This is a genomic window from Pseudomonas tohonis (genome assembly GCF_012767755.2).
Classification (GTDB): Bacteria; Pseudomonadota; Gammaproteobacteria; order Pseudomonadales; family Pseudomonadaceae; genus Metapseudomonas; species Metapseudomonas tohonis.
Genome location: NZ_AP023189.1, coordinates 1,815,603 through 1,842,209, shown reverse-complemented (window position 1 = coordinate 1,842,209; position 26,607 = coordinate 1,815,603). Strand labels below are relative to the sequence as shown.

The following is a 26,607-nucleotide window of genomic DNA, read 5'->3' as shown; positions in this document are numbered from 1 at the left end:
GCCCCAATGAGAAAGGGCGCCCTGGGGCGCCCTTTCTCGTGCCGCTTGCGCGTCGGATCAGTTTTCCAGCACCGGACGGCTGGCGTTGATCGGGATGCGCTTGGGCTTGGCCTCTTCCGGCACGATGCGTACCAGGTCGATGTTCAGCAGGCCGTTCTGCAGCCCCGCGTTACGCACCTCGATGTGGTCGGCCAGGCGGAACGACAGCTTGAAGGCGCGCTGGGCGATGCCCTGGTGCAGGTAGGTCACGCTTTCGGCGCCGTTATCGCGCTTGCCGCCGCTGACGGTCAGTACGCCGCGCTCGACATGCAGCTCCAGGTCTTCTTCCTGGAAGCCGGCCGCGGCGACCACGATGCGGTACTGGTCGTCACCGTGCTTCTCGACGTTGTAAGGCGGGTAGGTGCTGCCGCTCTCGTTGCGCAGGGCCGATTCGAACAGGTCGTTGAACCGGTCGAAGCCTACGGAATGGCGGAACAGCGGAGCGAGGGAAAATGCGCTGGTCATGACAATCTCTCCTGAATAATCAGCAAGGTCTAAAGTCGCGGGACCCGACTTCGGCATCCCGCATTCCCCTAGATAGGGATGCCGGAAATGATTTCAAGGCCCCACCCTTCCACGGAGGATTCATGCACAAGGTCATGCTGATCACCGGCGCCAGCCGGGGCATAGGCGCCGCCACGGCGCGCCTGGCGGCAGCGCGTGGCTACGCGCTGTGCATCAACTACCGGCAGCGCAGGGACGCCGCCGAGCAACTGGTAGAGGAGATCGAACACCAGGGCGGCCGGGCCATCGCCGTGGCAGCGGATGTCGCCGACGAGCGGCAGGTGGCGGAGCTGTTCGCCACCCTCGACCCCGAATTCGGCCGCCTCGATGTACTGGTGAACAACGCCGGGATGCTCGAGCGCCAGGCACGCCTGGAGGAGGTCGACGGCGCCCGGCTGCTGCGGGTCTTCGGCGCCAACGTATTCGGCAGCTTCCACTGCGCCCGCGAGGCGATCCGCCGGCTCTCCACCCGCCACGGCGGACGGGGCGGCTCGATCATCAACCTCTCGTCCATCGCCGCCCGCCTGGGTGCACCCAACGAGTACGTCGACTACGCGGCGGCCAAGGCCGCCATCGATGCGATGACGGTGGGACTGGCGAAGGAACTGGCGACCGAAGGGATCCGCGTGAACGCGGTGAGGCCGGGGGTGATCCGCACCGACATCCACGCCAGCGGCGGGGAGCCGGGACGGGTCGAGCGGGTCGCTGCCAGCGTGCCCATGGGGCGGGGCGGCGAAGCGGAGGAAATCGCCAACGCCATTCTCTGGCTGGCCAGCGACGAGGCCTCCTACACCACCGGCGCGCTGCTGGACGTCAGCGGCGGCCGCTGATCCAGCCCAGCGCGTGCAACGCAGCCCGGGCTTCAGTCCGGGGAATAGGGATCAGGCCGCCGCCAGCTCCCGCTCCAGGCTCGGCATGCCCAGCAGGGCGTCGATGCGCGAGCAGTCGCTTTCCCGGCGGATCTCGGTGAACAGCACCACGGCCTCGGGGTAGGTGCGGGTGAGCATGCCCAGCCACTGCTTGAGGCGCCCCGGTGCGTAGCGCGGGGCGAGCTTGCGCCGCGCCTGGCGCCAGAAATCACGGAGCAGCGGCTGGAACTCCTCCCAGCTCATCTCCTCCGGCGTCGCGCCATCACGCACGGCGGCGATCTGCCGGGCCAGGCCGGGGCGCGAAACCAGCCCACGGCCGAGCATGATGTCTTCGACGCCACTGACTTCGCGGCAGCGCCGCCAGTCATGCAGGGTCCAGACTTCGCCATTGGCGAGCACCGGCACCTTGACCACGTCCTGCACCCGCGCCACCCATTCCCAGTGGGCCGGCGGCTTGTAGCCCTCGACCTTGGTGCGCGCGTGCACCACCAGTTGCGAGGCGCCGCCTTCGGCCAGGGCCAGGGCGCAATCGAGCGCGCCATCGGGGCTGTCGAAGCCCAGGCGCATCTTCGCCGTCACCGGGATGGCCGCCGGCACCGCGCGACGCACACCGCTGACGATGGCATGCAGCAACTCGGGCTCCTTGAGCAGCACGGCACCGCCACGGGACTTGTTCACCGTCTTGGCCGGGCAGCCGAAGTTGAGGTCGATCACCGGCGCGCCCAGCTCGCAGGCGTAGGCCGCGTTCTCCCCCAGGCACACCGGGTCGGAACCCAGCAGTTGCACCCGCATCGGAGTACCGGCGCGGGTGCGCGACCCGCTCTCCAGCTCGGGGGCGAGCTTCTGGTAGGTGCTGGCGGGCAGCAGGCGGTCGCAGACGCGGATGAACTCGCTGACGCACCAATCGATGCCACCCACGCGGGTCAGCACGTCACGGAGAATCTCGTCGACCAGGCCCTCCATGGGCGCCAGGGCGATTTGCATAAGGGAAACCTTGGAAAAATGGGCGCGTAGTGTAAGCGCGGAGCCGGCCGCCGCAGAATCCTCCCGACGAAAACTGCGGGAGCAAGCCAGGCCCCGGTGCAGTCGAACCGGTAAGCCTCAGGAAAAGGAATCGCCGATGAAAATGATCCACCCCGCCCTGCTCTGCATGGCTCTCGGTGGCCTGGCGCCTCTCGTGAACGCAGCCGGCGCACTGGAAGGCCAGTTGCAGCCGGCCCCCGACTCGCTGGCGGAACTGGTGGTCAGCCGTGACGAGAATGCGGCCAATGCCTGCGAGGTCGGCCTCTACCTGCAGGACGAACTGGTGGCGCAGATTTCCGCCGGGCAGGCCATCAGCCTGAGCGTGCCGGCCGGCGAGATGACCCTGAACGTCGCCCAGAGCCCTTCCGGCTACTGCGCCGGCAACCTCACCGGGCGCCCGCAGTCGGTTCTGATCCAGCCCGGCGAGCGGCGGCACCTGCGCATCGTGCAGAACCCGACCGAGCTGTTCCTGTCGCCAGCGGTGGAGTGACGGACCCGCTCAGAGCTCCAGGGGGAATGGCGGCATCAATGCACGGCCGTAGCCTTCGATGAACTCGGGCGGCATGCGCTTGGGCCGGCCGCTGGAGAGCTCGATGCAGACGAAGGTGGTCTTCGCCCGCAGCAGCGTGGCGCCGTCTTCGGGACGGATCAGCTGGAAGCGCCGGTCCATCTTCAGGCGCTGGTCGGACTCGACGATCCAGGTCGCCATCTGCAGCTCCTGGTCCTCGTAGGCGGCGGCGAGGTAGTCGATCTCGTGGCGCACCACCGCCATGGCACGGTCCAGCCGGCGGTACTCGACCAGGTCCAGGCCCAGGCTCTGGGAGTGGCGCCAGGCGCAGCGCTCCAGCCAGCTGACGTAGACGGCGTTGTTGGCGTGGCCGAGGCCGTCGATGTCATCGGCGGCGACCTTGATGTCGATGACGAAGGGGGTGGGCAGGTCCCAGTTCATCAGGCGTGCTCCGAGCTGCTGGCCAGTTCACGGGCTTCGGCGGCGAGCTGGGTGATCTGGTCCCAGGCGCGGGCGCGGATCAGGCTCGACGGCGCGATCCAGGTGCCGCCGACGCAGGCGACGTTGGGCAGTTGCAGGAAGCCTTGCAGGTTGTCCGGCGTCACACCGCCGGTGGGGCAGAAGCGGATGCCGGTGAAGGGGCCCTTGAAGCTCTTGAGCATCTTCACGCTGGCGTTGCCATTGGCCGGGAACAGTTTCAGCGAGCGGTAGCCGTATTCCAGCGCCAGCAGCACTTCCGAGGGCGTCATCACCCCGGGCAGGTACGGCAGGCCGGAGTCCTCGGCAGCAGCCGCCAGGCGCTCGGTGCAGCCGGGGCTGACGGCGAAGTGGGCGCCGGCATCGCGGGCTTCGAGGAACTGCTCGGTGTGGATCAGCGTGCCCGCCCCCACCAGCAGGTCCGGGAATTCCTTGCGGATCGCCGCCACGGCATCCAGGGCCCGCGGCGTACGCAGCGTCACCTCCAGCACCTCGATCCCGCCGGCGGCGAGGGCGCCGGCCAGGTCCAGGGCCAGCCCGGTGTCCTCGATGACCAGCACCGGAAGGACGGGGCGCGCCCGCTGCAGCACCACATCCATAGTCAGGCTCATTTGCATCTTTCCCCTTGATTCGTGCCTCCGGCCCCGCGCTCGGGCCCGGAATTGATTCGCCCCGGCGACCATGCCCTGGCCGCCATCGGTGGCGCGCAACAGACATGGACCTTGGAAGCGCAGCATCGGCGGCAGGTCACCGACCGGCGGTGGGCCACCGACGCATTCCGTGGGCGAATCTTCCTGCACCCGGCGGCTGTCGCCAAGCCCGCCGTGCAATGGGAAAGGCTCAGGCGCTGGCGCGCAGGCCGACCTCGTCGAACAGCTGCAACACCGCCTTCACCAGGCGCGGGTCCGCCAGCACCCGCTGGTGGCCACCGCCCTCCAGGCGCAGCAGCTGGCTGTCGAACCAGGCCTCGTGGATACGCCCGGCTTCGGCGGCGGGAACCAGGGGATCATCCTCGGCATGGGCCACCAGGCCGGGCATGTCGAGCCGGTAGTGCTGCACGTCGAGGTCCGCAGCGGGGATGCCGGCGTGATCCTCGACCCGCTTGATGAACTGCTCGCCAGCCCGGGGCGGCAAGCCGATGAAGCGGGCGAAGCCGCGCAGCATGCCGAGAATGCGGCTGGGGGCGGCCACCGTGACCAGGGCCCGGGGCCGCAACCCCAGCTGGATGGCCAGCATGGCGCTGGCGCCGCCCATGGAGTGGCCGATCACGCCGTGCAGCGGCGGCAGGTCCTCGGCGGCTTCGAGCAGGGCACGGGCGAACAGCACGATGTTCGCCTCACGCCCCGGAGAACGGCCGTGGGCGGGTGCATCGAGGGCGATCACGCCGTAGCCGGCCTGTACCAGCGCGTCGATCAGGCTGGCGAACTGGGTCGGGCGCCCTTCCCAGCCGTGCATCAGCAATACGGTCGGGCCACTGCCCCAGCGCAGGGCGGAAAGGCCGAAGCGCAGGGTGATGCGCTCGGCGCGCTCGAGCCAGGGCAGCTCCCAATCGCGAGGCGTGGTGTCGCGCGGTGTCATGAAGCGTCGCCGGGCCCGGTCGGCGACGTGCCGGGGCGCGACCCGGCCGACCGTGGCGTTGAATCCTCGAAGCAGGTCCAGGCTGTTCATCTCGTTTCTCCTAGATCACCGCCGTACGGGCGGCACGCAGTATCCGGTCCGACAACTCGCCGGCGCCCAGGGCGCGGGCAAGGGCCAGGCCACCCACCATCAGGGCGATGTCGGCCAGGGCCTTGTCGCCATCCTCCGGCGTACCGGCCAGGTCGGCAGCGAGCAGTTCGAGGTGCTCGGCCAGCATCAGTTGGTAGGGCTCGGCATTGCGCGCCACTTCGCCGAGGGAGCCGGGAAGCGGGCAGCCACGATCCGTGCTGTCGCGATGCCTGCGCGAGAGGTAGAAGGCCGCCGCCAGAGCGCGCCGGTCCCGTGGTGCAAGTGCGGAATCGATCTGGCGCATCTGCTGGCGCCGTTCCCGCAGCAGCTCACCGAACGCCTCCGCCATCAAGGCTTCCTTGCTGTCGAAATGGGTATAGAAACCGCCCACCGTGAGCCCGGCCGCCGCCATCACTTCGCTGACGCTAGGCTCCAGCGGCCCCCGCGCGAACAGCGCCCTGCCCGCCTCGGAGAGAATGCGCTTGCGTGTCTGGGTGCGCTTGTCGCTCATGACGGCCTCCCGTGGAATGATGGACATAATATTATATCCATCATCCAATTTGGCAAGCCGATACGCGTGCCACCCGTCGTGGGCCGGGATGCGAATGAATGAGCGGTGGGGGGATGTTCCGGAAGCGGAAAAACAAAAGGGCCACCCCATGACGGAATGACCCTTGAAAACCCCGCAGAGCGGGAAAAGTGGCGTCCCCTAGGGGACTCGAACCCCTGTTACCGCCGTGAAAGGGCGGTGTCCTAGGCCACTAGACGAAGGGGACTTTGAACCTTCGAAAAGCAAGGCCAGCCTTGCGGCTGGCCTCAATTCGATGCGTTGGGCATCTGATTTGGTGGAGCTAGACGGGATCGAACCGTCGACCTCTTGCATGCCATGCAAGCGCTCTCCCAGCTGAGCTATAGCCCCGAAACCTTCTCGGTGCGCGACTGGCCTGGTGGCTGTCGCTGCTGGAAAGTGGCGTCCCCTAGGGGACTCGAACCCCTGTTACCGCCGTGAAAGGGCGGTGTCCTAGGCCACTAGACGAAGGGGACTTAACCTTCGTGGAACCGCAACCATGGCTGCGAATCCCGGCAATTTGGTGGAGCTAGACGGGATCGAACCGTCGACCTCTTGCATGCCATGCAAGCGCTCTCCCAGCTGAGCTATAGCCCCACGAACAACGCTGGAACATCTCACGTCGCTTTCGAGTTCGTCGTGAGAACGGGGCGCATACTAAGGGCGCCCCTGAGGGCTGTCAACAAAATTTTTCCGCGGGATCGAAAAATTTTCATCGCAAGAACAATCACTTACCGGGTTCAGCGAGAAGCGCCCCATGCTCCGCTGCCGCCGAGCCAACCCGCTTCCCTTCTCAAGAGACGAAAAGGCCCGCACGAGGCGGGCCTGCTGGAAGCGGGACCACTCAGCCAGGAATGGCGTCGCGGATCTTTTCCCACTCCTTGGTTTCCTTCTTCGACGCACCGCCCAGGAGCTCCAGCGCCTGGCGCAGGCGGAAGCGGGTGAGGTCGGCGCCGAGCACTTCCATGGCGTCCAGCACGGAGACGGAGCTGGCCTGGCCGGTGATGGCCGGGAACATCAGGGGCATCACGTCACGCAGCTTGAGTTCCAGGTGTTCGGCGACGGCCTGGATGCAGGCGGTGATGCGGTCCTTCTCCCACTGGCGCAGCGATTCCAGCTTCCACAGCACCAGTTGCATGACCTGGCGAACCTGGTCGGGCGACAGTTTCTTGTGCTCGAACAGCTTGGCGTCCAGCGGCAGCGCGCCGGCGAAGAAGAAACCGGCCAGCGGCGCAATCTGGCTGAAGGTCTCGACCCGGCCCTGTACGTGGGGGGCGATCTTCATCAGGTAGTCGGGATTGAGCGCCCACTTCTGCACCTCGGCGGCGAACCGCTCCACCGGCAGCTCGCGGATCCACTGGCCGTTGAGCCAGGAGAGCTTCTCCAGGTCGAAGATCGGCCCCCCCAGGGAAACACGCGACAGGTCGAAGTGCTCGATCATCTCCGCCAGGGAGAACTTCTCGCGCTCGTCCGGCATCGACCAACCCATGCGGCCGAGGTAGTTGAGCATCGCCTCGGGCAGGTAGCCCATGCGCTCGTAGAAGGTGATGGACGTCGGGTTCTTGCGCTTGGAGAGCTTGCTCTTGTCCGGGTTGCGCAGCAGCGGCATGTAGCAGAGCACCGGCTGCTCCCAGCCGAAGTACTCGTACAGCTTGATCAGCTTCGGCGCCGAGGGCAGCCACTCTTCGCCACGCAGCACATGGGTGATGCCCATGAGGTGGTCATCGACCACGTTGGCGAGGAAGTAGGTCGGCAGGCCATCGGTCTTCATCAGCACCTGCATGTCCATGCGATCCCACGGGATCTCGACATTGCCGCGGAGCATGTCCGGCACCACGCAGACGCCCTCGGTGGGCATCTTCATGCGCACGACATGAGGCTCGCCGGCGGCGATGCGCTTGTCCGCCTCCTCGCGGCTCAGGTCGATGCAGTGGCCGTCATAGCGCGGGGTTTCCTTGCGCTCGGTCTGCTCGGCACGCAGCTTGTCCAGGCGCTCGGCGGTGCAGAAGCAGGGGAAGGCATGGCCCTTGTCCACCAGTTCCTGGGAATACTTCTTGTAGATCTCGCCGCGCTCGCTCTGCCGATACGGGCCGTGGGGGCCACCGACGTCGGGGCCCTCGTCCCACTCGATGCCCAGCCAGCGCAGGGCGTCGAAGATCTGCTGCTCCGACTCGCGGGTGGAGCGGAGCTGGTCGGTGTCCTCGATGCGCAGGATGAACTGGCCACCGTGCTGACGGGCGAAGCAGAGGTTGAACAGGGCTATATAGGCGGTGCCGACGTGCGGGTCGCCAGTGGGCGACGGCGCGATGCGGGTACGGACAGTGGTCATGGCGGGTCCTGGTACGGAGGAACGGTCAAAGGCGCGATGTTAGCAGGGGCGCAGCCGCGGGCTCCAGCCACTGGCTGCGATCGATCGGCAGGCTGGCCATGAGGAAATCGAGGAAGGCCTTCACCTTCATCGCCTGGAAGCGCCGGGAAGGGTAGACGGCGTAGATCACGCCGCTGGGCAACTGCACGCCGGGCAGCAGCTCGACCAGCTCGCCGCGGCGCACCGCGTCCTCGGTGATCATCAGCGGCAGCGAGGCGATGCCCGCCCCGCCCAGCACGGCCTCGCGGGCGAAGGTGATGTTGTTGCAGTGCAGCACGCGCTGGCAGGGCACGCTTTCGTCGAGCAGCGGCCAGTAGCGCTGCGGGTCCTGGGGCAAGAGCACGGCGCGGTGCTCGGCCAGGGCCTGGACATCGAGCGGCGTGCCGTGGGCCGCCAGGTAAGCGGGGCTGGCGCAGAGACGACGGCCATTCTCGAACAGCTTGCGGGCGATCAGGGTGGAATCCTGTGGCTGGCCGACCATGATGGCGATGTCGACGCCCTCCTCCAGCGGGTCCACGTCCCGCGAGGTGATCTCCACTTCAGCGGTGATCTGTGGGTACTGGCTCATGAAGTCGCCCAGCACCCTGCCAAGGAACAACTGGCCGAACTCGATGGGCGCGGTGATGCGCAACAGACCGGAGGGCTCCTGCTGCAGCTGCATGACCGCCTGCTCGGCCTCGGCGAAGTCGACCATGATCTGCCGGCAGCGCTCGTAATAGGCCTGGCCAACCTCGGTCAGCCGCAGCTTGCGCGTCGTGCGGTTGAGCAGGCGCACGCCAAGGCGCTCCTCCAGCAGGGCGATGCGCCGGCTGACCGTGGATTTCTGCATGCCCAGGCTATGGGCGGCCTGGGTGAAGCTGTGCAACTCCACCACCCGGGTGAAGATCAGGGCGTCATCCAGACCCATTATTGTTCCCCATAAGCAACAAAGTTTATGAAGTGTACTGGCTATTTGCCTGACTGGAACAGTGCTAGATTTCCGCCTTTCCGCCCGCACTTCGAGCACCTGGAATGCCTGCCAAACTGCAACGTCGCCTGTTCGTTTTCATCGCCCTGCTGGTCCTCGTCGTGGGCGGTTTCTTCCTGCACTGGCTGCTGGTGGGGCGCTTCCTGGAAACCACTGACAACGCCTATGTCCAGGGCGAGATCACCCGGGTCTCCAGCCAGCTCGGCGCCCGTATAGAAGAAGTGCTGGTGGGCGACAACCAGCATGTGAAGAAAGGCGAACTGCTGGTGCGCCTGGAGGCCGAGGACTTCAAGCTGGCCCTGCAGCGCGCGCAGGCCACCCTGGCCACTCGCGAGGCGGAGCTGGCCCAGTCACGCAGCAAACTCACCCAGCAGGACAGCATGATCGCCGCCAGCGAGGCCGACGTTGCCGCCAGCCAGGCGACCCTGGGCCGCACCCAGATCGACCTGTCCCGCGCACAGACCCTGCGCAAGCCGGGCTATGTCTCCGAGGAGCGCGTCACCACGCTGTCCGCCGACTCCCGCGTGGCCCGCTCCCAGGTGGCCCGCGCCGAGGCCGACCTCAAGGCCCAGCGCGTGCAGACCGATGCGCTGCGTGCCGACGTGAAGCGCCTGGAAGCGCAGATCGCCAATGCCCGCGCCGATATCGCCCAGGCCGAGCTGAACCTGGCGCGCACCGAGATCCGCGCGCCCATCGACGGCATGGTCGGCCAGCGCGCTGCGCGCAACGGCCAGTACGTGCAGGTCGGCGCCCACCTGATGTCGCTGGTCCCGGACCAGGACATCTGGGTCCAGGCCAACTTCAAGGAAACTCAGATCGAGCACATGCAGCCCGGGCAGAAGGCCGAGCTGGTGTTCGACAGCTTCCCCAATACGCCCATCGAGGCGAAGGTCGAAAGCCTGTTCGCCGCGTCCGGCGCCCAGTTCAGCCTGCTGCCACCGGACAACGCCACCGGCAACTTCACCAAGGTGGTGCAGCGTATCCCGGTGAAGCTGACCTTCGAGCGCGACAACCCGCTCAAGGGCCGCATCCGCCCCGGCATGTCGGTGCTGGTGAAAGTCTCGATCAAGCTGGATGACTGACGGTGGCCGGTGACGCCCTGATCCGCCCGACCGGCGAGCCCAGCCGGCGCGACTGGATCGCCGTGATGAGCGCCATGCTCGGCGCCTTCATGGCGGTGCTGGACATCCAGATCACCAACTCCTCGCTGAAGGACATCCAGGGCGCGCTCTCGGCCACCCTGGAGGAAGGCTCGTGGATCTCCACGTCCTACCTGGTGGCGGAGATCATCATGATCCCGCTCACCGCCTGGCTGGTGCAGGTGCTCTCGGCGCGACGCCTGGCGGTCTGGGTCTCCCTCGGTTTCCTCGCGTCCTCCCTGCTCTGCTCCATGGCCTGGAGCCTTGAAAGCATGATCGTGTTCCGCGCAATGCAGGGCTTCACCGGCGGCGCGCTGATCCCCCTGGCCTTCACCCTGACCCTGATCAAGCTGCCCGAGCACCACCGGGCCAAGGGCATGGCGCTGTTCGCCATCACCGCCACCTTCGCGCCCTCCATCGGCCCGACCCTGGGCGGCTGGCTGACGGAGAACTTCGGCTGGGAATACATCTTCTACATCAATGTGCCCCCGGGCCTGCTGATGATCGCCGGGCTGATGTACGGCCTGGAGAAGAAGGCGCCTCACTGGGAACTGCTGAAGAGCACGGACTACGCCGGCATCCTCACCCTGGGCCTGGGGCTGGGCTGCCTGCAGGTATTCCTCGAGGAAGGCCATCGCAAGGACTGGCTGGAGTCGCAGCTGATCGTCGGCCTGGGCAGCATCGCCTTGGTGAGCCTGGTCCTCTTCGTCATCCTGCAGACCTCGCGGCCCAACCCGCTGATCAACCTGGGCATCCTCAAGAACCGTAACTTCGGCCTGTCGAGCATCTCCAGCGTCGGCCTGGGCATGGGGCTCTACGGTTCGATCTACGTGCTGCCACTGTACCTGGCGCAGATCCAGGGCTACAACGCGCTGCAGATCGGCGAGGTGATCATGTGGATGGGGGTGCCGCAGCTGTTCCTCATCCCGCTGGTGCCCAAGCTGATGAAGGTCATCTCGCCGAAGCTGCTCTGCGCCCTGGGCTTCGGCCTGTTCGGCGCCGCCAGCTTCGCCTCCGGGGTGCTCAACCCCGACTTCGCCGGCCCGCAGTTCAACCAGATCCAGATCATCCGCGCCCTGGGCCAGCCGCTGGTGATGGTGACCATCTCGCTGATCGCCACGGCCTACATCCTCCCACAGGACGCAGGGTCGGCCTCCAGCCTGTTCAACATCCTGCGCAACCTTGGCGGTGCCATCGGCATCGCCCTGCTCGCCACCCTCCTGGACAGCCGCGCCAAGGTGTATTTCGACTACCTGCGCGAGTCCCTGGTACCGAGCAACCCGCAGGTGGCCGAGCGCCTGGCCCTGCTTGGCGAGAAGCTCGGCAGCGACCAGGCGGCATTGGCCAAGCTCAGCGAGATCGCCCATCAGCAGGCGGCGATCATGGCGTACAATGACGCCTTCCATTTCATCGGCATCGCACTCGGCATCAGCATGATCGCCGTGCTGCTGACCCGTTCCCTGCCCGCCGGCGCCACCGGCGGCGCCGCTCACTAACCCCGCGCACCGCCTGGAGCGGCGCGTTCCGCTTCAGGCTTCGCATGTCCAGCATCAACCCAAGAACCCGCGCCCTCCTCCTCGTCGGCGCCTTCGCCCTCATCTACATCGGCTGGGGCACCACCTACCTGGCCAATCACTTCCTGCTGCGCGAGCAGCCACCGTTCGTCATCGCCACGCTGCGCTTCCTCTTCGCCGGCCTGCTGGCCCTCGCCTGGGTGCTGTTGCGTGGCCAGGCCAAGGTGCAGCGCAGCGACCTGGGCAGCGCCTTCATCGGCGGGGTGATGCTGATCGCCGTCGGCCAGGGCGCCCTGATCTATGCCAACCAGTACCTGCCGACCGGCATGCTGGCGATGCTCTACACCACGCTGCCGCTGTGGAGCGTTGCGCTGGAATGGCTGCTGGACGAGCGCCCGCCGCTCTGGGTGCTCTGCGGGTTGGCGGTGGCCAGCGGCGGCATCCTGCTGCTGATGGGCAACGGCCTGGGCGAGGACCCGGGTTTCGAGCAGTGGTTCGCCGGCGCGCTGGTGGTGATGGCCACGCTGCTCTGGGCCGTTGGCGCCTGGCTGTTGCGCAAGCGCGGGCCGTTCCGCTCCAGCTGGATGGGGCTGGCCATGCAGATGCTGGTGGGCACTGCGCTGCTGGCCGGCTTCGGCCTGTGGCGCGGCGACTGGCAGGGCTTCGAACTGGGACGCCTGTCCCCGGGCGGCTGGCTGTGGCTGGCTTACCTGGTGCTGCCAGTGAGTCTCGGCGTCTACCCCGCCTACTTCTGGCTGCTGCGCGAAGTGCGTCCGAGCCTGGTATCGACCTTCGCCTTCGTCAACCCGGTGGTCGCGCTCCTGCTGGGGTACCTGATCCTCGACGAGCGCCTGAGCGTCACAGCCCTGCTGGCCTGCCTGGCAACCCTGGGCGGGGTGATGATGATCATCTTCGGACGCCGCTGAAAAGCGACGCCGTGATGGAAAAAGGGCGCCTGATGGCGCCCTTTCCATTCACACCTGCAGCAGCCTGTCACGGAGCTTCTGGATCTCGTCACGCAGCTGCGCGGCGGCCTCGAACTCCAGGTCGCGGGCCAACTGGTACATCTTCTCTTCCATCTGGCGGATGCGCTTGGTGATCTCGCTCGGCGAGCGCAGCTCCGCCTCGTAGCGGGCGTTTTCCTCCGCCGCCTTGGCCATCGCCTTACGCTTGTTGCTGCGTGAGCCCGGCACGGTGGCACCTTCGAGGATGTCCTGGACGTCCTTCTGCACGCCCTTGGGAACGATGCCGTTGGCTTCGTTGAAGGCGATCTGCTTGTTGCGGCGACGCTCGGTCTCGTCGATGGCGCGCTGCATCGAGCCGGTGACGTTGTCGGCGTAGAGGATGGCCTTGCCATGCAGGTTGCGCGCGGCCCGACCGATGGTCTGGATCAGCGAGCGCTCGGAACGCAGGAAGCCCTCCTTGTCGGCGTCGAGGATGGCCACCAGCGAAACCTCCGGCATATCCAGGCCCTCGCGCAGCAGGTTGATGCCCACCAGCACGTCGAAAGCGCCGATGCGCAGGTCACGGATGATCTCCACCCGCTCCACCGTGTCGATATCCGAATGCAGGTAGCGCACCCGAACGTCATGGTCGGACAGGTAGTCGGTGAGGTCCTCGGCCATGCGCTTGGTCAGGGTGGTGACCAGCACGCGCTGTTCGACGGCGACACGCTTGCGGATCTCCGACAGCAGGTCGTCGACTTGCGTCGTGGCCGGACGCACCTCGATCTCCGGGTCCACCAGGCCGGTCGGACGCACCACCTGCTCGACGACGCGCCCGGCATGCTCGGCCTCGTAGGGCCCAGGCGTCGCGGAAACGAAGATGGTCTGCGGGCTGACCGCCTCCCATTCGTCGAAGCGCATGGGTCGGTTGTCCAGCGCCGACGGCAGGCGGAAGCCGTACTCCACCAGGTTTTCCTTGCGCGAACGGTCACCCTTGAACATCGCCCCGACCTGCGGAACGCTGACGTGCGATTCGTCGATCACCAACAGCGAGTTCGCCGGCAGGTAGTCGTAGAGGGTGGGGGGCGCCTGGCCGGGCTCACGACCGGAAAGATAGCGGGAGTAGTTCTCGATGCCGTTGCAATAGCCCAGTTCGAGGATCATCTCCAGGTCGAACCGGGTGCGCTGCTCCAGGCGCTGGGCCTCCACGAGCTTGTTGTTGCTACGCAGGTAGTCGAGGCGCTCCTTGAGCTCTTCCTTGATCTTCTCCACCGCACCGAGGATCACCTCACGCGGCGTCACGTAGTGGCTCTTGGGGTAGAAGGTGAAGCGTGGCAGCTTGCGGATCACCTCGCCGGTCAGGGGATCGAAGGCGGAAAGACTCTCCACCTCGTCGTCGAACAACTCGACGCGGATCGCCTCCAGATCGGACTCTGCCGGGAAGATATCGATCACATCGCCCCTGACACGGAAGGTGGCGCGGGCGAAGTCCATGTCGTTGCGGGTGTACTGCAGGTCGGCCAAGCGGCGCAGCAGCGCGCGTTGGTCGATCTTGTCGCCCCGGTCCAGGTGCAGAACCATGCGCAGGTATGACTGGGGGTCGCCCAGGCCGTAGATCGAGGAAACCGTGGCGACGATGATCGCGTCGGAGCGCTCCAGCAGGGCCTTGGTCGCCGACAGGCGCATCTGCTCGATGTGGTCGTTGATCGATGCGTCCTTCTCGATATAGGTGTCCGAGGACGGTACGTAGGCTTCGGGCTGGTAATAGTCGTAGTAGGAGACGAAATACTCGACGGAATTGTTCGGGAAGAAGGCCTTGAACTCGCCATAGAGCTGGGCGGCCAGCGTCTTGTTCGGCGCCAGCACGAGCGTCGGACGCTGCACCTGGGAGATGACATTGGCGATGCTGAAGGTCTTGCCCGAACCGGTCACCCCCAGCAGCGTCTGGTGCGACAGACCGGCTTCCAGGCCCTCGACCAACTGACGGATGGCCTCAGGTTGGTCGCCGGCCGGCTGGAAGCGGGTGACAAGTTGAAACTCTGACATGTCTGACCTCGGCAAAAGGATGTGACACCCGCCCGCGGGCAGCGTCAAACCAGGCGAAAAGCTAGCGTACGATGTCGCCGCACGCGACCTTGGCCGCTATAATACCGGCCCGATTGCGCAACCCCAATGCACGATGCTCGCGGGGTTGCCAGGCCTCCAACTTCCCCTCCTCTCGAGCAGCCGCATCATGAGTCTGTTTTCTGCCGTCGAAATGGCTCCGCGCGACCCGATCCTGGGCCTTAACGAAGCATTCAACGCCGATCCCCGCCCGACCAAGGTCAACCTTGGCGTGGGCGTCTACTACAACGAACAGGGCCGTATCCCGCTGCTGCGCGCCGTTGCCGAGGCCGAGAAGGCCCGCATCGAAGCCCATGCACCGCGTGGCTACCTGCCGATCGAAGGCATCGCCGCCTATGACCAGGCCGTGCAGAAGCTGCTGTTCGGTACCGACTCGGCGCTGATTGCCGACGGCCGTATCATTACCACCCAGGCGGTCGGGGGCACCGGGGCCCTGAAAACCGGCGCCGACTTCCTCAAGCGCTTGCTGCCTGACGCCGTTGTCGCCATCAGCGACCCGAGCTGGGAAAACCACAGGGCACTGTTCGAATCCGCCGGTTTCCCGGTGCAGAACTATCGCTACTACGACGCCGCCACCCATGGCGTGAATCGTGCGGGCATGCTCGAAGACCTCAGGGCCCTTCCTCCTCGTTCGATCGTCGTGATGCACGCCTGTTGCCACAACCCGACGGGCGTCGACCTGAACCTTGATGACTGGAAAGCCGTACTGGAAGTGCTGCGCGAGCGCGAGCACATTCCCTTCCTCGACATCGCCTACCAAGGCTTCGGTGACGGTATAGAAGAAGACGCGGAAGCGGTGCGCCTGTTCGCACAATCGGGCCTGAACTTCTTCGTCTCCAGCTCCTTCTCCAAGTCGTTCTCGCTCTACGGCGAGCGCGTTGGCGCCCTGTCCATCGTCACCGGCTCCAGCGACGAAGCCAGCCGAGTACTCTCGCAGGCCAAGCGCGTGATCCGTACCAACTACTCCAACCCGCCGACTCACGGCGCCACGGTAGTGGCATCGGTGCTCAACAGCCCCGAGCTTCGCGCCCTGTGGGAAGAGGAATTGGGCGAGATGCGGCAGCGCATCCGCAGCATGCGTCTGGCGATGGTCGAGCAACTGGCCGCCTTCGGCGCCAAGCGCGACTTCAGCTTCGTCGCCCGCCAGCGCGGCATGTTCTCCTACTCCGGCCTCACCGCCGAGCAGGTCGAGCGCCTGAAGAACGAGTTCGGCATCTACGCCGTCAGCACCGGGCGCATTTGCGTCGCCGCACTGAACAACGGCAACCTGGAAAGCGTGACCCGCGCCATCACCCAGGTACTGTGAAAAAAGCAGGAGAAGCTCAAGCCAGGTGCTTGACTTCTCCTTCTTAATCAGTAGGATACGCGTCGTTGTTCCGCGATAGCTCAGTCGGTAGAGCAAATGACTGTTAATCATTGGGTCCCTGGTTCGAGTCCAGGTCGCGGAGCCAAATTCAAAGCCCTCGGCATATGCCGGGGGCTTTTTCGTTTAAGCACCCGGACTCTCAGCAGGGGCTTCGTCCCCGCTTATTCGGGACCTTCGGCCCTCACCCCTTCGGTGCCGCGCTGAAGCGCGTTCAGTTTTGCCATCGAGTTCAAAATCCAAAGCCCTCGACACACAACGGTGGCTTTGCATTAAACACTGAATCCTAACCAGGGACTTCACCACTAGCTATTCGAGCTCCGCCCTCAGGACCGCACTGACGCATGTAAGACTTCGTTGGACCTGCAGCCTCGTTAGCGACAGATCAATAAGACACAAAAAAGCCGACTATAAAGCCGGCTTTCCTCCTTTGGGCATCAGCGCTTATTCGACGCTAAGCCTGTCGCGGTTGGCCTCAAGAGTCTTGGCGCCAATTCCCTTGACCTGCAGCAGATCGTCTACGGATGAGAATGCGCCATTGGCTTCGCGATACTCCACGATTGCCTTGGCCTTCAACTCACCAACTCCGACCATCGCCCCCTGCAACGCAGCAGCATCGGCCTTGTTGATATCCACCTTTTTAACGACCTGCTCGGCAGCAACTTTCGCCGGCTCGCTTTTGGATTGCGTCTCCGCAGCAATGGCGGAACCGGTAAAACCGAGGAAGACGAACAACAGGGAAAGAATCCGTACGAGGATCATCACTTAAATCTCCATGTGACTAGCTTGAGGTGCGGTACTCCTAAACCCGCCGAGCCAAGCTAGCCCCTGGAGAGAGGCGGCTCAATTCCACGCTGTTGATGGATCCAGTCAACGATTTCCTCCTCGGGAGAGTATCCATTTACAGTCTCCCGTAGGATCTGGCGCACCGTCCTGTAATCGTCCTGTTCAACCGCCTCAAGCAGACGCTCGATGACAGTTTTGAAAGCCTCCCAAGGCAGATGCTCTTCATTCGCCCTCATGATCATCGGGTGATCGGTCGGACTGACGTTCTCGCCAATCAGCAACTCTTCGTACAGCTTCTCGCCCGGACGCAGTCCCGTGAACTCGATAGCGACATCGCCATTGGGATTATCCTCATTACGAACGCTGAGCCCCGAGAGATGGATCATCTTTTCCGCCAACTCGGCAATCTTGGCGGGCTGCCCCATGTCCAACACGAACACATCCCCACCCTGCCCCATCGAGCCAGCCTGGATGACAAGCTGAGCAGCTTCCGGGATGGTCATGAAGTAGCGAGTGATATTGGGATGAGTGACGGTGACCGGGCCGCCCCGCTTGATTTGCTCACGAAACAGCGGAATCACCGAACCGGAAGACCCCAGCACGTTACCGAAACGGACCATGGTGAAGCGGGTCTTGTTGACCTGGTTTACTCCGGCCTTCTCTCCGAGCAGTACAGGCGCCGCCTCGCGACTCAAGGCCTGCAACACCATCTCGGCCAAGCGCTTGGTACCGCCCATCACGTTGGTTGGACGCACGGCTTTATCAGTTGAAATCAGAACGAAGTGCTCAACTCCGGCCTGGATAGCAGCCTGAGCGGTGTTCAGGCTACCGATAACGTTATTGAGTACACCCTCCGCAATGTTGTGCTCAACAAGGGGGACATGCTTATAGGCGGCCGCATGGTAGACGGTGTCCACTTTCCATGTGCGCATCACATCCAGCAACCGATCGCTGTTACGTATCGAGCCCAGAATCGGCAACAAACGCACGGGCAGACTATGAGAGCGAACACGTCGCTCCAACTCCGAGTGGATGCTGTAGAGGTTGAATTCGCTGTGTTCAAAGAGGATCAATGTCTCGGGACCGGAACTGATGATCTGGCGGCATAGCTCGGAACCGATGGAGCCTCCCGCTCCAGTAACCATGACTACCTGGCCACGAATACAGCGCTCGAACAAATCTATCCGTGGCGGCACTGCATCCCGCCCTAGTAGGTCAGCGATATCAACGTCCTGAAGATCATTCACCTTGACTCGACCACTCGCGAGATCCATGAAGCCTGGAACCGTACGCACATGGATTGAATAACACTCCAGAGACCGGAGAATCTCGCGTCGACGTGAACGAGCAACCGACGGCAAGGCCAACAATATTTCCTCAGCTCCCGTCTCGTTGATCATCTGCCCGATGTGTTTAGGCTTATAGACCTTGAGCCCCGCGATCACCCGACCGGAAATGTCTTCATCATCATCGACGAACGCAACGGGGCGCATGGAGCGGCCCAGCCGAAGCGCGGCAAGCAATTGATTGCCCGCAGCACCGGCGCCATAAATGGCCACCCTGGGCAACTGAATTCCCTGCCGCAACTGAGTCTTTACCGCATACCAATCTCCCATGAAGAACTGGCGCAGCACCAAACGCAGACTGCCGACCAGCATCAGTGACATCCACCAATAGATGAAAACCAGTGAACGCGGTACCAGCACACCAGGCTCACGTACCCAGTAGGCGAACAGGGACCAACCAGCAGCAGAGAGCGTCACGGCCTTGAGAATGGTTAGAAGCGCATCGTTGCCAAAATAACGCATCACCGCGCGATACAGCCCCATGCGCGTGAAGATCGGAATGGCGATCAAGGGCGCGGCGAGAAATAACCACAAGTGACTCCCAAAGGGGTTCACGGTGTCATCCACCCCCAACCGAATGGCAAACGACAGCCACAACGCGCCCCAGAGCAGCAGCACATCGACAGCAACTTGAAGTAGACGCTTGTCGCGACGTGAGAGGCCGAGCAAATAGGTACGCAACCAATTCATGAGGCTTCCAGCTTTTTGAATTGTGGATATATAAGAGCAGTCACTCCGAAGAGCCGGCCCGAAACTTCACCGTCAATCCCAGTAGCGGCACATAGGCCAGGGCCAGACCAACAAGCCCATCCAGGCCGCCCAACCCAACCCAGAGCGCCAGAGGCAATAGCCAGACAAGATTGATCGTCGCCACCCCCAAGGTAACCGGTAAGTGCCTGCCGAAGTGCCGCGAAGCGAATTGATAGGCATGGCTGCGATGAGCCTCGTAGACCTTGTCGCCGCGAAGTAGCCGCCTCAGCAGCGTATAGGTTGCATCCACGATGAAAACCCCAAGCAGGATCAACCACGCCCAGAGCCAGGCAGCATCAAACGTAGCAGCCTGTATTGACAGGATACCCAAGGTGATTCCCAGGAACCCGCTGCCGGCGTCCCCCATGAAGATCTTCGCCGGCGGAAAATTCCAGTACAAAAAACCGGCGCTCGCAGCAACTAAAAGCAGTGGAAAGACGGCAAGGTCGGAATGCCCCTTCAACCAGTAAAGCAGCGCACCGCCCATACATACGGTTATCACCTCAACTCCAGCGATGCCGTCGATACCGTCCATAAAATTGTAAAGATTGAGCACCCAAACTAGATAGAACGCCGCCAATACATGGCCAATCCAACCAAGGTCCACGAGGGCACCGAACAATTGCACAGATGGCAGCCCTCTTAGCCATACAAGCGCCCAGATAGCAGCGCCGAAATGCAGTAGTAAACGCCAGCGCGCAGGAACATGCCCATGGTCGTCGAGAAAGCCCACCATAGCCACCAAAGCACCTGCCCCCAGTAAAGCAATGGTCACTCCCCAAGAAGCGCCCAAAATCAGCGTGAACACAGGCAGAGCAAGCAGAAAGCTCAATACGATTGCGACGCCACCTCCACGTGGCGTGGGAGTGGAATGTGAACTACGAGCGTTGGGTATATCTATAATGCTGCGTGCCAGAGCATAACGGCGCATCAACCCGGTCATGCCAAGGGCAAAAACCGTAACAACAGGCAAAAGCCACCAGACCAAATCATCTATCCTTCTTTAAAGAACGCATACGCTTAAATTCTGCACCCGCTTGAATCAATCCAGCCTCAGTGCCGACAACCGGACGCCACCCCAACAATTGACGCGCCTTAGAGCCGTCGACAACCAACGATTCGAACAACTGAGTGTAAATGCCGCCCACCCCAAGCGTACGACAGGCCAATGCAATAAATGCTGCTGGAAATGAAAACAAGCGTCCGCGCCTCCCCATTCCTGCGGCCAAGTACCGGACGATGTTGGCGGTCGATACTGGAGAGCCGTCCTCGACCACGAACAGTTCGTTTGCCGCTGCAGGATGTGTAAGGCAACAGCGGATAAGATCTATAAGGTTCTCCAGAGCGACAATACTTCGCGAGTTGGCCACCCTAGCAAATGGCAAGGGCAGGCCCCAGTCCACGATCCTAAGAAGCCACTTGAAGTTACCGGGCGCATGCGCGGCATAGACAAGTGGTGGTCTTATAATCACAAGCTCTGTGGTTGTATTGGCGAACAGGCCCTTCAGTGCCTCCTCAGCGTCGAGCTTGGAAAGCGCATATGCAGCATGCGGCTCCGGCGGACTGAGTTCATTGAACGGCTGGTGCTTGGAGCCTGTTCCGCTGACACCGATCGAGCTAATGAAAACGAAGCGCCGAACACCCGCAGCCAAGGCCTGACGCGCAAGACATAGCGCGCCATCAACGTTGGTCCTACGCAGGCGCTCGAGTTGGTCCGCTGCTTTGAAACTTCGCACATGGGCAACGGCCGCCGTATGGACCACAACCTCGACACCGCTCAAAGCCTTCGACCAATCGGTATCGGGCCCTATATTACCGACCGGAAACACATCTACGCCCTCAGCAAGCGCCAGGCTCTTGCTACGAACCGATGCGACCACCCTCCACCGGGAATCAGCAGCCAGATGCATAACCAAGCCAGAACCAATAAAGCCGGTCGCTCCGGTGACTAGAACCTTGGTGCGCTCAGCCATTATCAGGTCCTTTAAACATCAGCGCCCAGCAAATAATGGCAAAGAATAACTTGTCGCGCGGGCGACGCCGGCACTGCCAGGCGCGCAAAGACAAACCTAACAACGCCATGCGGTATGACGTATCCAGGCGCAATATCAGAATCAGGTTTTTGGTCTCCAAAATGCTATAGATCAAGCGCACCTGAGCCAACCACCAGCCGTTGAACACTTGGTTCAGCCGAGACTGAAAGGCCTTCGATCCCGAGTTGACTCCGAACTGATTGCTCTCATGTTGGCGATACAGCATCGACGGCACCGGGTCTATGTACCAGCGATATCCCTTTGCACGAGCAAAGGCGTAACAGAACCAATCGTGCAGGGCGACCTCATCGACACGTTGCCGGTGATTAATAACGCAATGCTTTATTGCCGCAGCCAATTCATTCGTCATCACATAAGTGCAACCTGGGCCGGCAGCCTCGAAGTGATAATCCCATTTCACCTGTGCCTGGGACTTATTCACCAGAGCACGGCGGCCGTCAGGCCAGAAGGCCATAACATTGGATGAGTAGCCATCACAACCGCGAGACACAATATGACAATGGGCACGGCTGAGCTTATCCGGCAACCAAATATCATCCTGATCGGCAAAAGCGATATAGTCGACATGCTCGAAATCGACGTCACGCAGCAATCGAAAGAAGTTTTTCGCTGCGCCACCAAAGACATCACCATATATCAGCGGCACGACCCTTGGGTCGGCATCTGCAACATCGCTTACCCAGGCATGCGTACCATCGCTTGACTTGTCAGTGCTCACATACACAGTGACATCAACATCAACCTGACCTAGGATCGAATCGAGTTGCTCTGACAACCATTGCATGCCGTTATATGCGGCAAGCAGAACGGCAAATCTGGGGCAAAAGGAAGCGGATTCATCCAACACGCCTGCCTGGGCAAGCTCCATACCCATTTAATGCACCTGCTGAAAAGGTTTGGGAGACATATGATTCAGGGCCTGCAAATCAGTAACCAAACGCTCTGATATCTCGCTGTTGTTAACAACAACCAAACGCGATGTCGGCTCGATGCCCTCAGCACCAACGGGGGTGGAAACAACGGTTGCGCCAGCCTCCAGCATCTGCAGCACCTTTATTTTGACACCCGCACCGAATAACAACGGTGCGACACAAATAGTTGCCGCCTGGAACGCTGGGGTGGGATCGTCGACTGCCCCCGCAACCTTCAGGCCCGGAACCAGTCTCCCCAGTACTCGCAAGAAAAAACCAGGCGCAAGTCCGATCACCCATAGTTGCGCATCAGGAAATACCCGACGAATTCTGCGCCACTTGAACAGGGCGAAATGGGTAATTGAGCGACTGTTTTCAGGACGCCCCATGTTGCCAAAAAAGACCAGATTCGGCCCGGGTCCGAACTGAGCCAAAACACTGGCGATGGAGCGAGCACCATCGACTTCCCCAACACCCAACCCTTGCACCCCCCATACTTCTGCCTTACCGCCAAACTGCAGATGACGAAGAAGTTGCTCATCCTTTTCCGACAGCAGGTAACAGCGCGTCACCTTGCTTAACAGTGATGCCTCGACCTTCTGCACCCAGGGAAATAACAGGCGCTTGAGCGGTGATCGAACAACCTTCTGACTGACAACGTCATGAACAAAATAGTGAACCGGTAACTTGTCAGCGTGACGTGCGAGACCAAGCGAAGAAGGGAAATCGATCCATAGCTCGGTAGGCTGAAGCTGCTCAATGGCAACCTTAAGCGCAGCGACTGCCCGCGGCGATGTACGAGTGAAAAACCAAGGAGCTAGAGCAGCACCGGAAAACACATGACGAAACAGCCCCGCCAGCGCGGTCCAACGCGATACAGGTAATTCTGTATAGGAATTGCACCAAGAGTCCGCAGCAGCGTTCTTACGCTGATAACTCGGAGCGATGGCCAAGACATCCACTTGCGCGCCCTCATCTCGCAAACGTCTCAACGTCTCTACACTGATAGCCTCGCCCGCACCAATATAACCACTGGCACCTGGATGAAAGGAGGTAACGAACAACACCTTGCGACGCAGCGCTAACATGCGGCCACCCCAATCAGACTGACAACGAACAAAGCTTCCTCCCCTAGTACCTGCATATCCGGCGACAGGCACTTCCGAGAAAAAGTTGCCATACAGACGACGAGATAAAATTATGAACTTCTACAACAACGATGCTATCTGCTAAAAATCCGGCGACCGGCAATAATACACAGCACGTTCCAAGCTTTCTTTGCCTCGCCACGCCACAAACGATTTAACAATGCGACGAATAATCCGAGCCAAACCGTGACGATGTATTTAGGATCATTCTTCCAAGTGTAAACTAGGCGATTTCTCAACACGTAAAAGTCGGCCAAGATCCCTCTTCCTCCGTCTGTGCTAGCACCTTCCTTGTGATACACCACACTCGCTGTCGCCATGCCGATGGAGTACTTGCCGCGCGCGCGACGAGCCAGATCTATCTCTTCGAAGTAGAGAAAATAATCCTCCTCCAACAGCCCGATATCCCTGAGCAAACTGGTGCGGACAAACAACGACGCGCCGACAATGTAATCAATATGCGCGTCCACTTCATCATCCTTGTAAGGCACCGCACTGCTCTGGTTTATCTTGTAGTGCCGGCTGATGGCCAGCCAGGGGTTGAAAACTCCGCCAAGACCTTGGATTAGACCACGGTCGTGGTGGTAGACCAATTTCGAACCACAGATGCCGATGTCCGGCCGAGCCTGGCAACGCTCGACTAATCGCAGCAGACTGTCGGGTTCGGCTTCGGTGTCGTTATTCAACAGCCAAACGAATTCGGCCTGCGGATTGGTTAGGGCAAGGCGTATGCCTACGTTGTTCCCTCCCGAGTACCCCAGATTGGCGCCGGTCTGAACCAGGTACAAAGCCGGCGGCGGCTCAGGCGACAGTTGCTCTGCCTCCTTACGCGTCAGTTCGCGCAAGGGATGCGCACGCAGATATGCATGATTGTCACGGTGTGACTGTATCCAATCGCGAATGCACTCGTACGAGCCATCATCGGAACCGTTATCGCAGACAATTATCTGGAACGCTGCACCCTGCAGGTCCATCAACGATTGCAGGCAGGCGATCGTGTCGTCTGCACCACGCCAGTTAAGCACCACGATATAAATCATGGACCGCTATGCCTCCGCCCCTGCACTACGAACCTTGATCAGATACTGATACTCGAAAAGAGGCCTGCACAGCCCCAACGTCGCCCAATTCAGGTAGCGAGTTTTACGCCCCTTCTCAAGCCCCGTAGAGCTAACCGCTTCAAGAGTCAAGCCGGAGGATGTCATTAGCTCGATGGCAGTTTGCCTAGTAAAAAAGCGCAAATGAGTACGATCAAGAATCCCGGAGCTCTCGTACTGCCAGCGCCCCTGCAACAACAACGGTAATACCACGCGAAAATAACGCACATTAGGGATGCTCGTAATGATGCTCCCCCCTGGCGCCAGTAAATTGCCAATACGCGCCAGCGCTTTCCAAGGGTCGACAAAGTGCTCCAGCACATCGAGGCACAAGATCACATCGAAACCGCTGAAGCTCTCCGGCAGCGGAAGCGTTTCAAAATCGCCACAAAGCACATGATCGACCTTGCTTCTGGCCGCATCGGCAGAGTCGACGAACAGCTCGATGCCATAAGTGCTCTGTGTATTGCCGAGACTCTTCAACCAAGCCAAGGTATCGCCACGGCCGCAGCCAATTTCCAGAACCCGGCCAATATCAGCCGGCAGCAGCTGGGCAATTTCACCGCGGATATGTGAGTAGTAATCGCTGTTATCACCGGCCGTCATTTCTGCAAGCATCTCAGTTCCCCTCAGGTACCTGACCGAACACTCGGCGCACGGCCTCAAGAAAACTCTTGCCGTTTCGCAAATCCGGCTCGAGGTGACAGCCTTCCGCCCATTCGTTCCAGGCATTGATGAACACCAGCTGCTCCTCCTGCGGATAGTCCACTACACGGCTGGCAGCATCACGCAGCCAGGCCTCGAACAGTCGGGGATCATTGTTCTGAATGACCGTGGCTCCGGAACTACGCCTTGCTGAGTTATCCCAACTGGGAATCACGCATGGAAACAAGCGCTGCGACGAACGCTCGGCAGCCATGGCGGTACGCGCCAGGGCGCGATAGTCGAAACGATTCATTACTGCGAGTTCGGAGATACGATCAGTAAGTTTCAGGCGGCGCAGCAGGTAGTTGATGGCACGTGGCACAAAGTTGCGCGCATAGCCCAGCGCGCTCTGGCGCAGCATCGTACGCGAATGAGGCTCGAACCCCACTAACGCATCAAACCCCAGCGCGGTGGTCTGTTCGTCGCTAAGGGTATGCATATGGCTACGGACCGCACACAGGTAAATGCCCGGCAGCCCCTGAGCTGCCGCCGCCTCACGCCAACGACTGATGGTAGTGGCAATGTCCGGGAACTGATCAATGCGGTAAATCAAGAATACCGGTTTACCGGCTACCTTGATGTAACGACTATCAGCAAAGGCGCTGGTCAGATAAGCGAAATGCGCCTCGGGATCGTAGGTTTCCAGATCCTGGCCAATAAGGATCTCATGCTCTTGCCCGTCCCAGCGACGACTCCACGTCTCGTTGGCCCAGCAGATGCAGAACGGCAGGTTCGGCTTCTGTTCAGCCAGTACGGTTTCCAACGGACGCTCAAGCAGCAGCTGGCCATTGAACCAGTAGTGGTAATAGCAGAATCCACCTACGCCGTGCTCCCTGGCCATTTCCGCCTGAGCGATCTGGGTTTCCAGCAGCCGTAGATCATAAAAGCCCAGGTCAGCCGGAATATGCGGCTGGTAGTGCCCACTGAAACGCGGTTTGGCTTTGGCGACGTTGGTCCACTCCGTGAAGCCCTTGCCCCACCAACGATCGTTCTCGGGCGTTGGATGAAATTGTGGGAGATAAAATGCAATGGCTTTCATAAGGTCCCAGAGGTTTGATTTTCCATGTGTTTAATCAATCTGGCAGGTGATCCTGCCACAACCGTGCATTCCGGAACGTCTCGGGTTACCACCGAGTTGGCACCGATAATGGCGTGATCACCAATAGTGACCCCCGATAGAATCACCACCCCCTCGCCGATCCAGACCCCGGAACCGATGCGCACTGGTCCCTTTGAATGGAGACGACGTTTGGCCGGAGGGACGGCGGAGTCCAGTGAATTCGTATCGCCGTGGGCATGGTCCGCGATGAATACCCGACTGGCAATTAACACATCATTGCCGATGCTGACTTCATCGATACAGCCCACGTGACAATGGTAACCGAACGACACCCGGTCACCGATCGTGATTCTGGGCGCGTAACGTTCTCCGGCGAACTCACAGAACGCTTCGATAATCAGCCCCGTTTCAGCTACAACCGATTGCCCCAGGCAAATACACTGCGGGTTGTGAATGCTGGCAACGGAGCGCAGATAGGTGCCCTCACCTACTGCGGAAAAACCACGCGCTCGAATGCTCCAGGCCATATAGGCAAAAAAACTGCTGAACAACCGGGGTAACCGGCCAGGTACGCACGCCGCAAACGCACGGGCAAGCACTCTGACAGATGATCTAGGAAGCGACATGCCAACTCTC

At 61.8% G+C, this 26,607-nt stretch carries 25 protein-coding genes and 5 tRNA genes; 7 read left to right on the top strand and 23 right to left on the bottom strand.

The genetic code is table 11. The features are described 5' to 3' along the window. Positions 1 to 57 precede the first annotated feature (57 nt). Complete coding sequence (locus HSX14_RS08560) at positions 58 to 504, bottom strand: Hsp20 family protein (protein ID WP_173177163.1); 447 nt, start codon at positions 502 to 504, stop codon at positions 58 to 60. 122 nt (positions 505 to 626) lie between these two features. On the opposite strand from HSX14_RS08560, the gene HSX14_RS08555 reads away from it, so the two are divergent. After that, positions 627 to 1,373, top strand: a complete 747-nt coding sequence (locus tag HSX14_RS08555; protein ID WP_173177161.1) for an SDR family oxidoreductase — start codon at positions 627 to 629, stop codon at positions 1,371 to 1,373. 51 nt (positions 1,374 to 1,424) lie between these two features. Here HSX14_RS08555 and HSX14_RS08550 read toward each other — a convergent pair whose 3' ends face one another. After that, positions 1,425 to 2,396, bottom strand: a complete 972-nt coding sequence (locus HSX14_RS08550) for a tRNA dihydrouridine synthase (RefSeq protein WP_173177159.1) — start codon at positions 2,394 to 2,396, stop codon at positions 1,425 to 1,427. Between the two features lie 136 nt (positions 2,397 to 2,532). On the opposite strand from HSX14_RS08550, the gene HSX14_RS08545 reads away from it, so the two are divergent. Beyond that, entirely contained in the window at positions 2,533 to 2,925 is a 393-nt protein-coding gene (locus HSX14_RS08545) for a hypothetical protein (RefSeq protein ID WP_173177157.1), read from the top strand. A 9-nt stretch (positions 2,926 to 2,934) separates the two neighbouring features. Here the strand turns inward: HSX14_RS08545 and HSX14_RS08540 are convergent, their stop codons facing one another. The 10 genes from HSX14_RS08540 to HSX14_RS08495 form a co-directional block, all read right to left on the bottom strand. Next, the gene (locus HSX14_RS08540) at positions 2,935 to 3,384 is read right to left on the bottom strand and encodes an acyl-CoA thioesterase (RefSeq protein WP_173177155.1); all 450 of its coding nucleotides are present in this window, start codon (positions 3,382 to 3,384) and stop codon (positions 2,935 to 2,937) included. Next, positions 3,384 to 4,031 (bottom strand): bifunctional 4-hydroxy-2-oxoglutarate aldolase/2-dehydro-3-deoxy-phosphogluconate aldolase, encoded by a 648-nt coding sequence (locus HSX14_RS08535; protein WP_111259441.1) that lies wholly within the window; start codon positions 4,029 to 4,031, stop codon positions 3,384 to 3,386. Before HSX14_RS08535 ends, HSX14_RS08540 begins: the two co-directional genes overlap by 1 nt. Positions 4,032 to 4,260: 229 nt before the next feature. Then, positions 4,261 to 5,088 (bottom strand): alpha/beta fold hydrolase, encoded by an 828-nt coding sequence (locus HSX14_RS08530; RefSeq protein ID WP_173177153.1) that lies wholly within the window; start codon positions 5,086 to 5,088, stop codon positions 4,261 to 4,263. Between the two features lie 10 nt (positions 5,089 to 5,098). Further along, positions 5,099 to 5,638 (bottom strand): TetR/AcrR family transcriptional regulator, encoded by a 540-nt coding sequence (locus tag HSX14_RS08525; protein WP_173177151.1) that lies wholly within the window; start codon positions 5,636 to 5,638, stop codon positions 5,099 to 5,101. Positions 5,639 to 5,827: 189 nt separating this feature from the next. Then, a tRNA-Glu gene (locus tag HSX14_RS08520) sits at positions 5,828 to 5,903 on the bottom strand. A 67-nt stretch (positions 5,904 to 5,970) separates the two neighbouring features. Next, positions 5,971 to 6,046: transfer RNA gene (locus tag HSX14_RS08515), tRNA-Ala, on the bottom strand. A 49-nt stretch (positions 6,047 to 6,095) separates the two neighbouring features. Then, positions 6,096 to 6,171 (bottom strand) — tRNA-Glu (locus tag HSX14_RS08510). Positions 6,172 to 6,216: 45 nt separating this feature from the next. Further along, positions 6,217 to 6,292: transfer RNA gene (locus tag HSX14_RS08505), tRNA-Ala, on the bottom strand. Positions 6,293 to 6,539: 247 nt separating this feature from the next. After that, positions 6,540 to 8,024, bottom strand: a complete 1,485-nt coding sequence (gene gltX, locus HSX14_RS08500; protein WP_173177149.1) for a glutamate--tRNA ligase — start codon at positions 8,022 to 8,024, stop codon at positions 6,540 to 6,542. Between the two features lie 25 nt (positions 8,025 to 8,049). Continuing rightward, positions 8,050 to 8,970: a LysR family transcriptional regulator gene (locus HSX14_RS08495; RefSeq protein WP_173177147.1), complete on the bottom strand. Its 921-nt coding sequence runs from the start codon at positions 8,968 to 8,970 to the stop codon at positions 8,050 to 8,052. A gap of 104 nt (positions 8,971 to 9,074) precedes the next feature. Here HSX14_RS08495 and HSX14_RS08490 point away from each other — a divergent pair, with 104 nt between their 5' ends. From HSX14_RS08490 to HSX14_RS08480, 3 genes are read left to right on the top strand one after another with little or no spacing between them, the layout of a single operon-like run. Then, complete coding sequence (locus HSX14_RS08490) at positions 9,075 to 10,112, top strand: HlyD family secretion protein (protein ID WP_173177145.1); 1,038 nt, start codon at positions 9,075 to 9,077, stop codon at positions 10,110 to 10,112. A 2-nt stretch (positions 10,113 to 10,114) separates the two neighbouring features. Further along, entirely contained in the window at positions 10,115 to 11,665 is a 1,551-nt protein-coding gene (locus HSX14_RS08485) for an MDR family MFS transporter (RefSeq protein WP_476655296.1), read from the top strand. Between the two features lie 44 nt (positions 11,666 to 11,709). Beyond that, on the top strand, positions 11,710 to 12,609 hold the full coding sequence (locus tag HSX14_RS08480; RefSeq protein WP_173177143.1) for an EamA family transporter: 900 nt from the start codon (positions 11,710 to 11,712) through the stop codon (positions 12,607 to 12,609). 48 nt (positions 12,610 to 12,657) lie between these two features. On the opposite strand, the gene uvrB is transcribed toward HSX14_RS08480, so the two are convergent. Continuing rightward, entirely contained in the window at positions 12,658 to 14,673 is a 2,016-nt protein-coding gene (gene uvrB, locus HSX14_RS08475) for an excinuclease ABC subunit UvrB (protein WP_111259448.1), read from the bottom strand. Positions 14,674 to 14,860: 187 nt separating this feature from the next. Between uvrB and HSX14_RS08470 the strand changes: the two genes are divergently transcribed. Both HSX14_RS08470 and HSX14_RS08465 read left to right on the top strand, forming a co-directional pair. Further along, entirely contained in the window at positions 14,861 to 16,057 is a 1,197-nt protein-coding gene (locus tag HSX14_RS08470) for an amino acid aminotransferase (protein WP_173177141.1), read from the top strand. Positions 16,058 to 16,126: 69 nt separating this feature from the next. Next, positions 16,127 to 16,202 (top strand) — tRNA-Asn (locus tag HSX14_RS08465). Between the two features lie 356 nt (positions 16,203 to 16,558). Here HSX14_RS08465 and HSX14_RS08460 read toward each other — a convergent pair. The 10 genes from HSX14_RS08460 to HSX14_RS08415 form a co-directional block, all read right to left on the bottom strand. Then, a complete protein-coding gene (locus HSX14_RS08460) occupies positions 16,559 to 16,876 on the bottom strand; it encodes a ComEA family DNA-binding protein (RefSeq protein ID WP_173177213.1) in 318 nt (105 codons plus the stop codon). A gap of 59 nt (positions 16,877 to 16,935) precedes the next feature. After that, entirely contained in the window at positions 16,936 to 18,936 is a 2,001-nt protein-coding gene (locus tag HSX14_RS08455; protein ID WP_173177139.1) for a polysaccharide biosynthesis protein, read from the bottom strand. Positions 18,937 to 18,976: 40 nt separating this feature from the next. Continuing rightward, positions 18,977 to 19,939 carry an MraY family glycosyltransferase gene (locus HSX14_RS08450; protein WP_173177211.1) on the bottom strand — a complete coding sequence of 321 codons (963 nt, stop codon included), beginning with the start codon at positions 19,937 to 19,939 and terminating at the stop codon, positions 18,977 to 18,979. A 46-nt stretch (positions 19,940 to 19,985) separates the two neighbouring features. Continuing rightward, positions 19,986 to 20,969: an NAD-dependent epimerase/dehydratase family protein gene (locus HSX14_RS08445; RefSeq protein ID WP_173177137.1), complete on the bottom strand. Its 984-nt coding sequence runs from the start codon at positions 20,967 to 20,969 to the stop codon at positions 19,986 to 19,988. After that, positions 20,962 to 21,924 (bottom strand): glycosyltransferase, encoded by a 963-nt coding sequence (locus HSX14_RS08440; protein WP_228723561.1) that lies wholly within the window; start codon positions 21,922 to 21,924, stop codon positions 20,962 to 20,964. Before HSX14_RS08440 ends, HSX14_RS08445 begins: the two co-directional genes overlap by 8 nt. Continuing rightward, entirely contained in the window at positions 21,925 to 23,049 is a 1,125-nt protein-coding gene (locus tag HSX14_RS08435) for a glycosyltransferase (protein WP_173177135.1), read from the bottom strand. Positions 23,050 to 23,183: 134 nt separating this feature from the next. Then, complete coding sequence (locus tag HSX14_RS08430; protein WP_173177133.1) at positions 23,184 to 24,149, bottom strand: glycosyltransferase family 2 protein; 966 nt, start codon at positions 24,147 to 24,149, stop codon at positions 23,184 to 23,186. Positions 24,150 to 24,155: 6 nt separating this feature from the next. Continuing rightward, positions 24,156 to 24,824 carry a class I SAM-dependent methyltransferase gene (locus tag HSX14_RS08425; RefSeq protein ID WP_173177131.1) on the bottom strand — a complete coding sequence of 223 codons (669 nt, stop codon included), beginning with the start codon at positions 24,822 to 24,824 and terminating at the stop codon, positions 24,156 to 24,158. Position 24,825: 1 nt separating this feature from the next. After that, positions 24,826 to 25,950 carry a glycosyltransferase WbsX family protein gene (locus HSX14_RS08420; protein ID WP_173177129.1) on the bottom strand — a complete coding sequence of 375 codons (1,125 nt, stop codon included), beginning with the start codon at positions 25,948 to 25,950 and terminating at the stop codon, positions 24,826 to 24,828. Then, positions 25,947 to 26,597, bottom strand: a complete 651-nt coding sequence (locus HSX14_RS08415; RefSeq protein ID WP_173177127.1) for an acyltransferase — start codon at positions 26,595 to 26,597, stop codon at positions 25,947 to 25,949. The genes HSX14_RS08420 and HSX14_RS08415 overlap by 4 nt, the downstream gene beginning before the upstream one ends. Positions 26,598 to 26,607: the final 10 nt, after the last annotated feature.

Coding starts and splice junctions, on each gene's coding strand:
- HSX14_RS08560 (WP_173177163.1), bottom strand. CDS start 504: ATGACCAGCGCATTTTCCCTCGCTCCGCTGTTCCGCCATTCCGTAGGC.
- HSX14_RS08555 (WP_173177161.1), top strand. CDS start 627: ATGCACAAGGTCATGCTGATCACCGGCGCCAGCCGGGGCATAGGCGCC.
- HSX14_RS08550 (WP_173177159.1), bottom strand. CDS start 2,396: ATGCAAATCGCCCTGGCGCCCATGGAGGGCCTGGTCGACGAGATTCTC.
- HSX14_RS08545 (WP_173177157.1), top strand. CDS start 2,533: ATGAAAATGATCCACCCCGCCCTGCTCTGCATGGCTCTCGGTGGCCTG.
- HSX14_RS08540 (WP_173177155.1), bottom strand. CDS start 3,384: ATGAACTGGGACCTGCCCACCCCCTTCGTCATCGACATCAAGGTCGCC.
- HSX14_RS08535 (WP_111259441.1), bottom strand. CDS start 4,031: ATGAGCCTGACTATGGATGTGGTGCTGCAGCGGGCGCGCCCCGTCCTT.
- HSX14_RS08530 (WP_173177153.1), bottom strand. CDS start 5,088: ATGAACAGCCTGGACCTGCTTCGAGGATTCAACGCCACGGTCGGCCGG.
- HSX14_RS08525 (WP_173177151.1), bottom strand. CDS start 5,638: ATGAGCGACAAGCGCACCCAGACACGCAAGCGCATTCTCTCCGAGGCG.
- gltX (WP_173177149.1), bottom strand. CDS start 8,024: ATGACCACTGTCCGTACCCGCATCGCGCCGTCGCCCACTGGCGACCCG.
- HSX14_RS08495 (WP_173177147.1), bottom strand. CDS start 8,970: ATGGGTCTGGATGACGCCCTGATCTTCACCCGGGTGGTGGAGTTGCAC.
- HSX14_RS08490 (WP_173177145.1), top strand. CDS start 9,075: ATGCCTGCCAAACTGCAACGTCGCCTGTTCGTTTTCATCGCCCTGCTG.
- HSX14_RS08480 (WP_173177143.1), top strand. CDS start 11,710: ATGTCCAGCATCAACCCAAGAACCCGCGCCCTCCTCCTCGTCGGCGCC.
- uvrB (WP_111259448.1), bottom strand. CDS start 14,673: ATGTCAGAGTTTCAACTTGTCACCCGCTTCCAGCCGGCCGGCGACCAA.
- HSX14_RS08470 (WP_173177141.1), top strand. CDS start 14,861: ATGAGTCTGTTTTCTGCCGTCGAAATGGCTCCGCGCGACCCGATCCTG.
- HSX14_RS08460 (WP_173177213.1), bottom strand. CDS start 16,876: ATGATCCTCGTACGGATTCTTTCCCTGTTGTTCGTCTTCCTCGGTTTT.
- HSX14_RS08455 (WP_173177139.1), bottom strand. CDS start 18,936: ATGAATTGGTTGCGTACCTATTTGCTCGGCCTCTCACGTCGCGACAAG.
- HSX14_RS08450 (WP_173177211.1), bottom strand. CDS start 19,939: ATGACCGGGTTGATGCGCCGTTATGCTCTGGCACGCAGCATTATAGAT.
- HSX14_RS08445 (WP_173177137.1), bottom strand. CDS start 20,969: ATGGCTGAGCGCACCAAGGTTCTAGTCACCGGAGCGACCGGCTTTATT.
- HSX14_RS08440 (WP_228723561.1), bottom strand. CDS start 21,924: ATGGGTATGGAGCTTGCCCAGGCAGGCGTGTTGGATGAATCCGCTTCC.
- HSX14_RS08435 (WP_173177135.1), bottom strand. CDS start 23,049: ATGTTAGCGCTGCGTCGCAAGGTGTTGTTCGTTACCTCCTTTCATCCA.
- HSX14_RS08430 (WP_173177133.1), bottom strand. CDS start 24,149: ATGATTTATATCGTGGTGCTTAACTGGCGTGGTGCAGACGACACGATC.
- HSX14_RS08425 (WP_173177131.1), bottom strand. CDS start 24,824: ATGCTTGCAGAAATGACGGCCGGTGATAACAGCGATTACTACTCACAT.
- HSX14_RS08420 (WP_173177129.1), bottom strand. CDS start 25,950: ATGAAAGCCATTGCATTTTATCTCCCACAATTTCATCCAACGCCCGAG.
- HSX14_RS08415 (WP_173177127.1), bottom strand. CDS start 26,597: ATGTCGCTTCCTAGATCATCTGTCAGAGTGCTTGCCCGTGCGTTTGCG.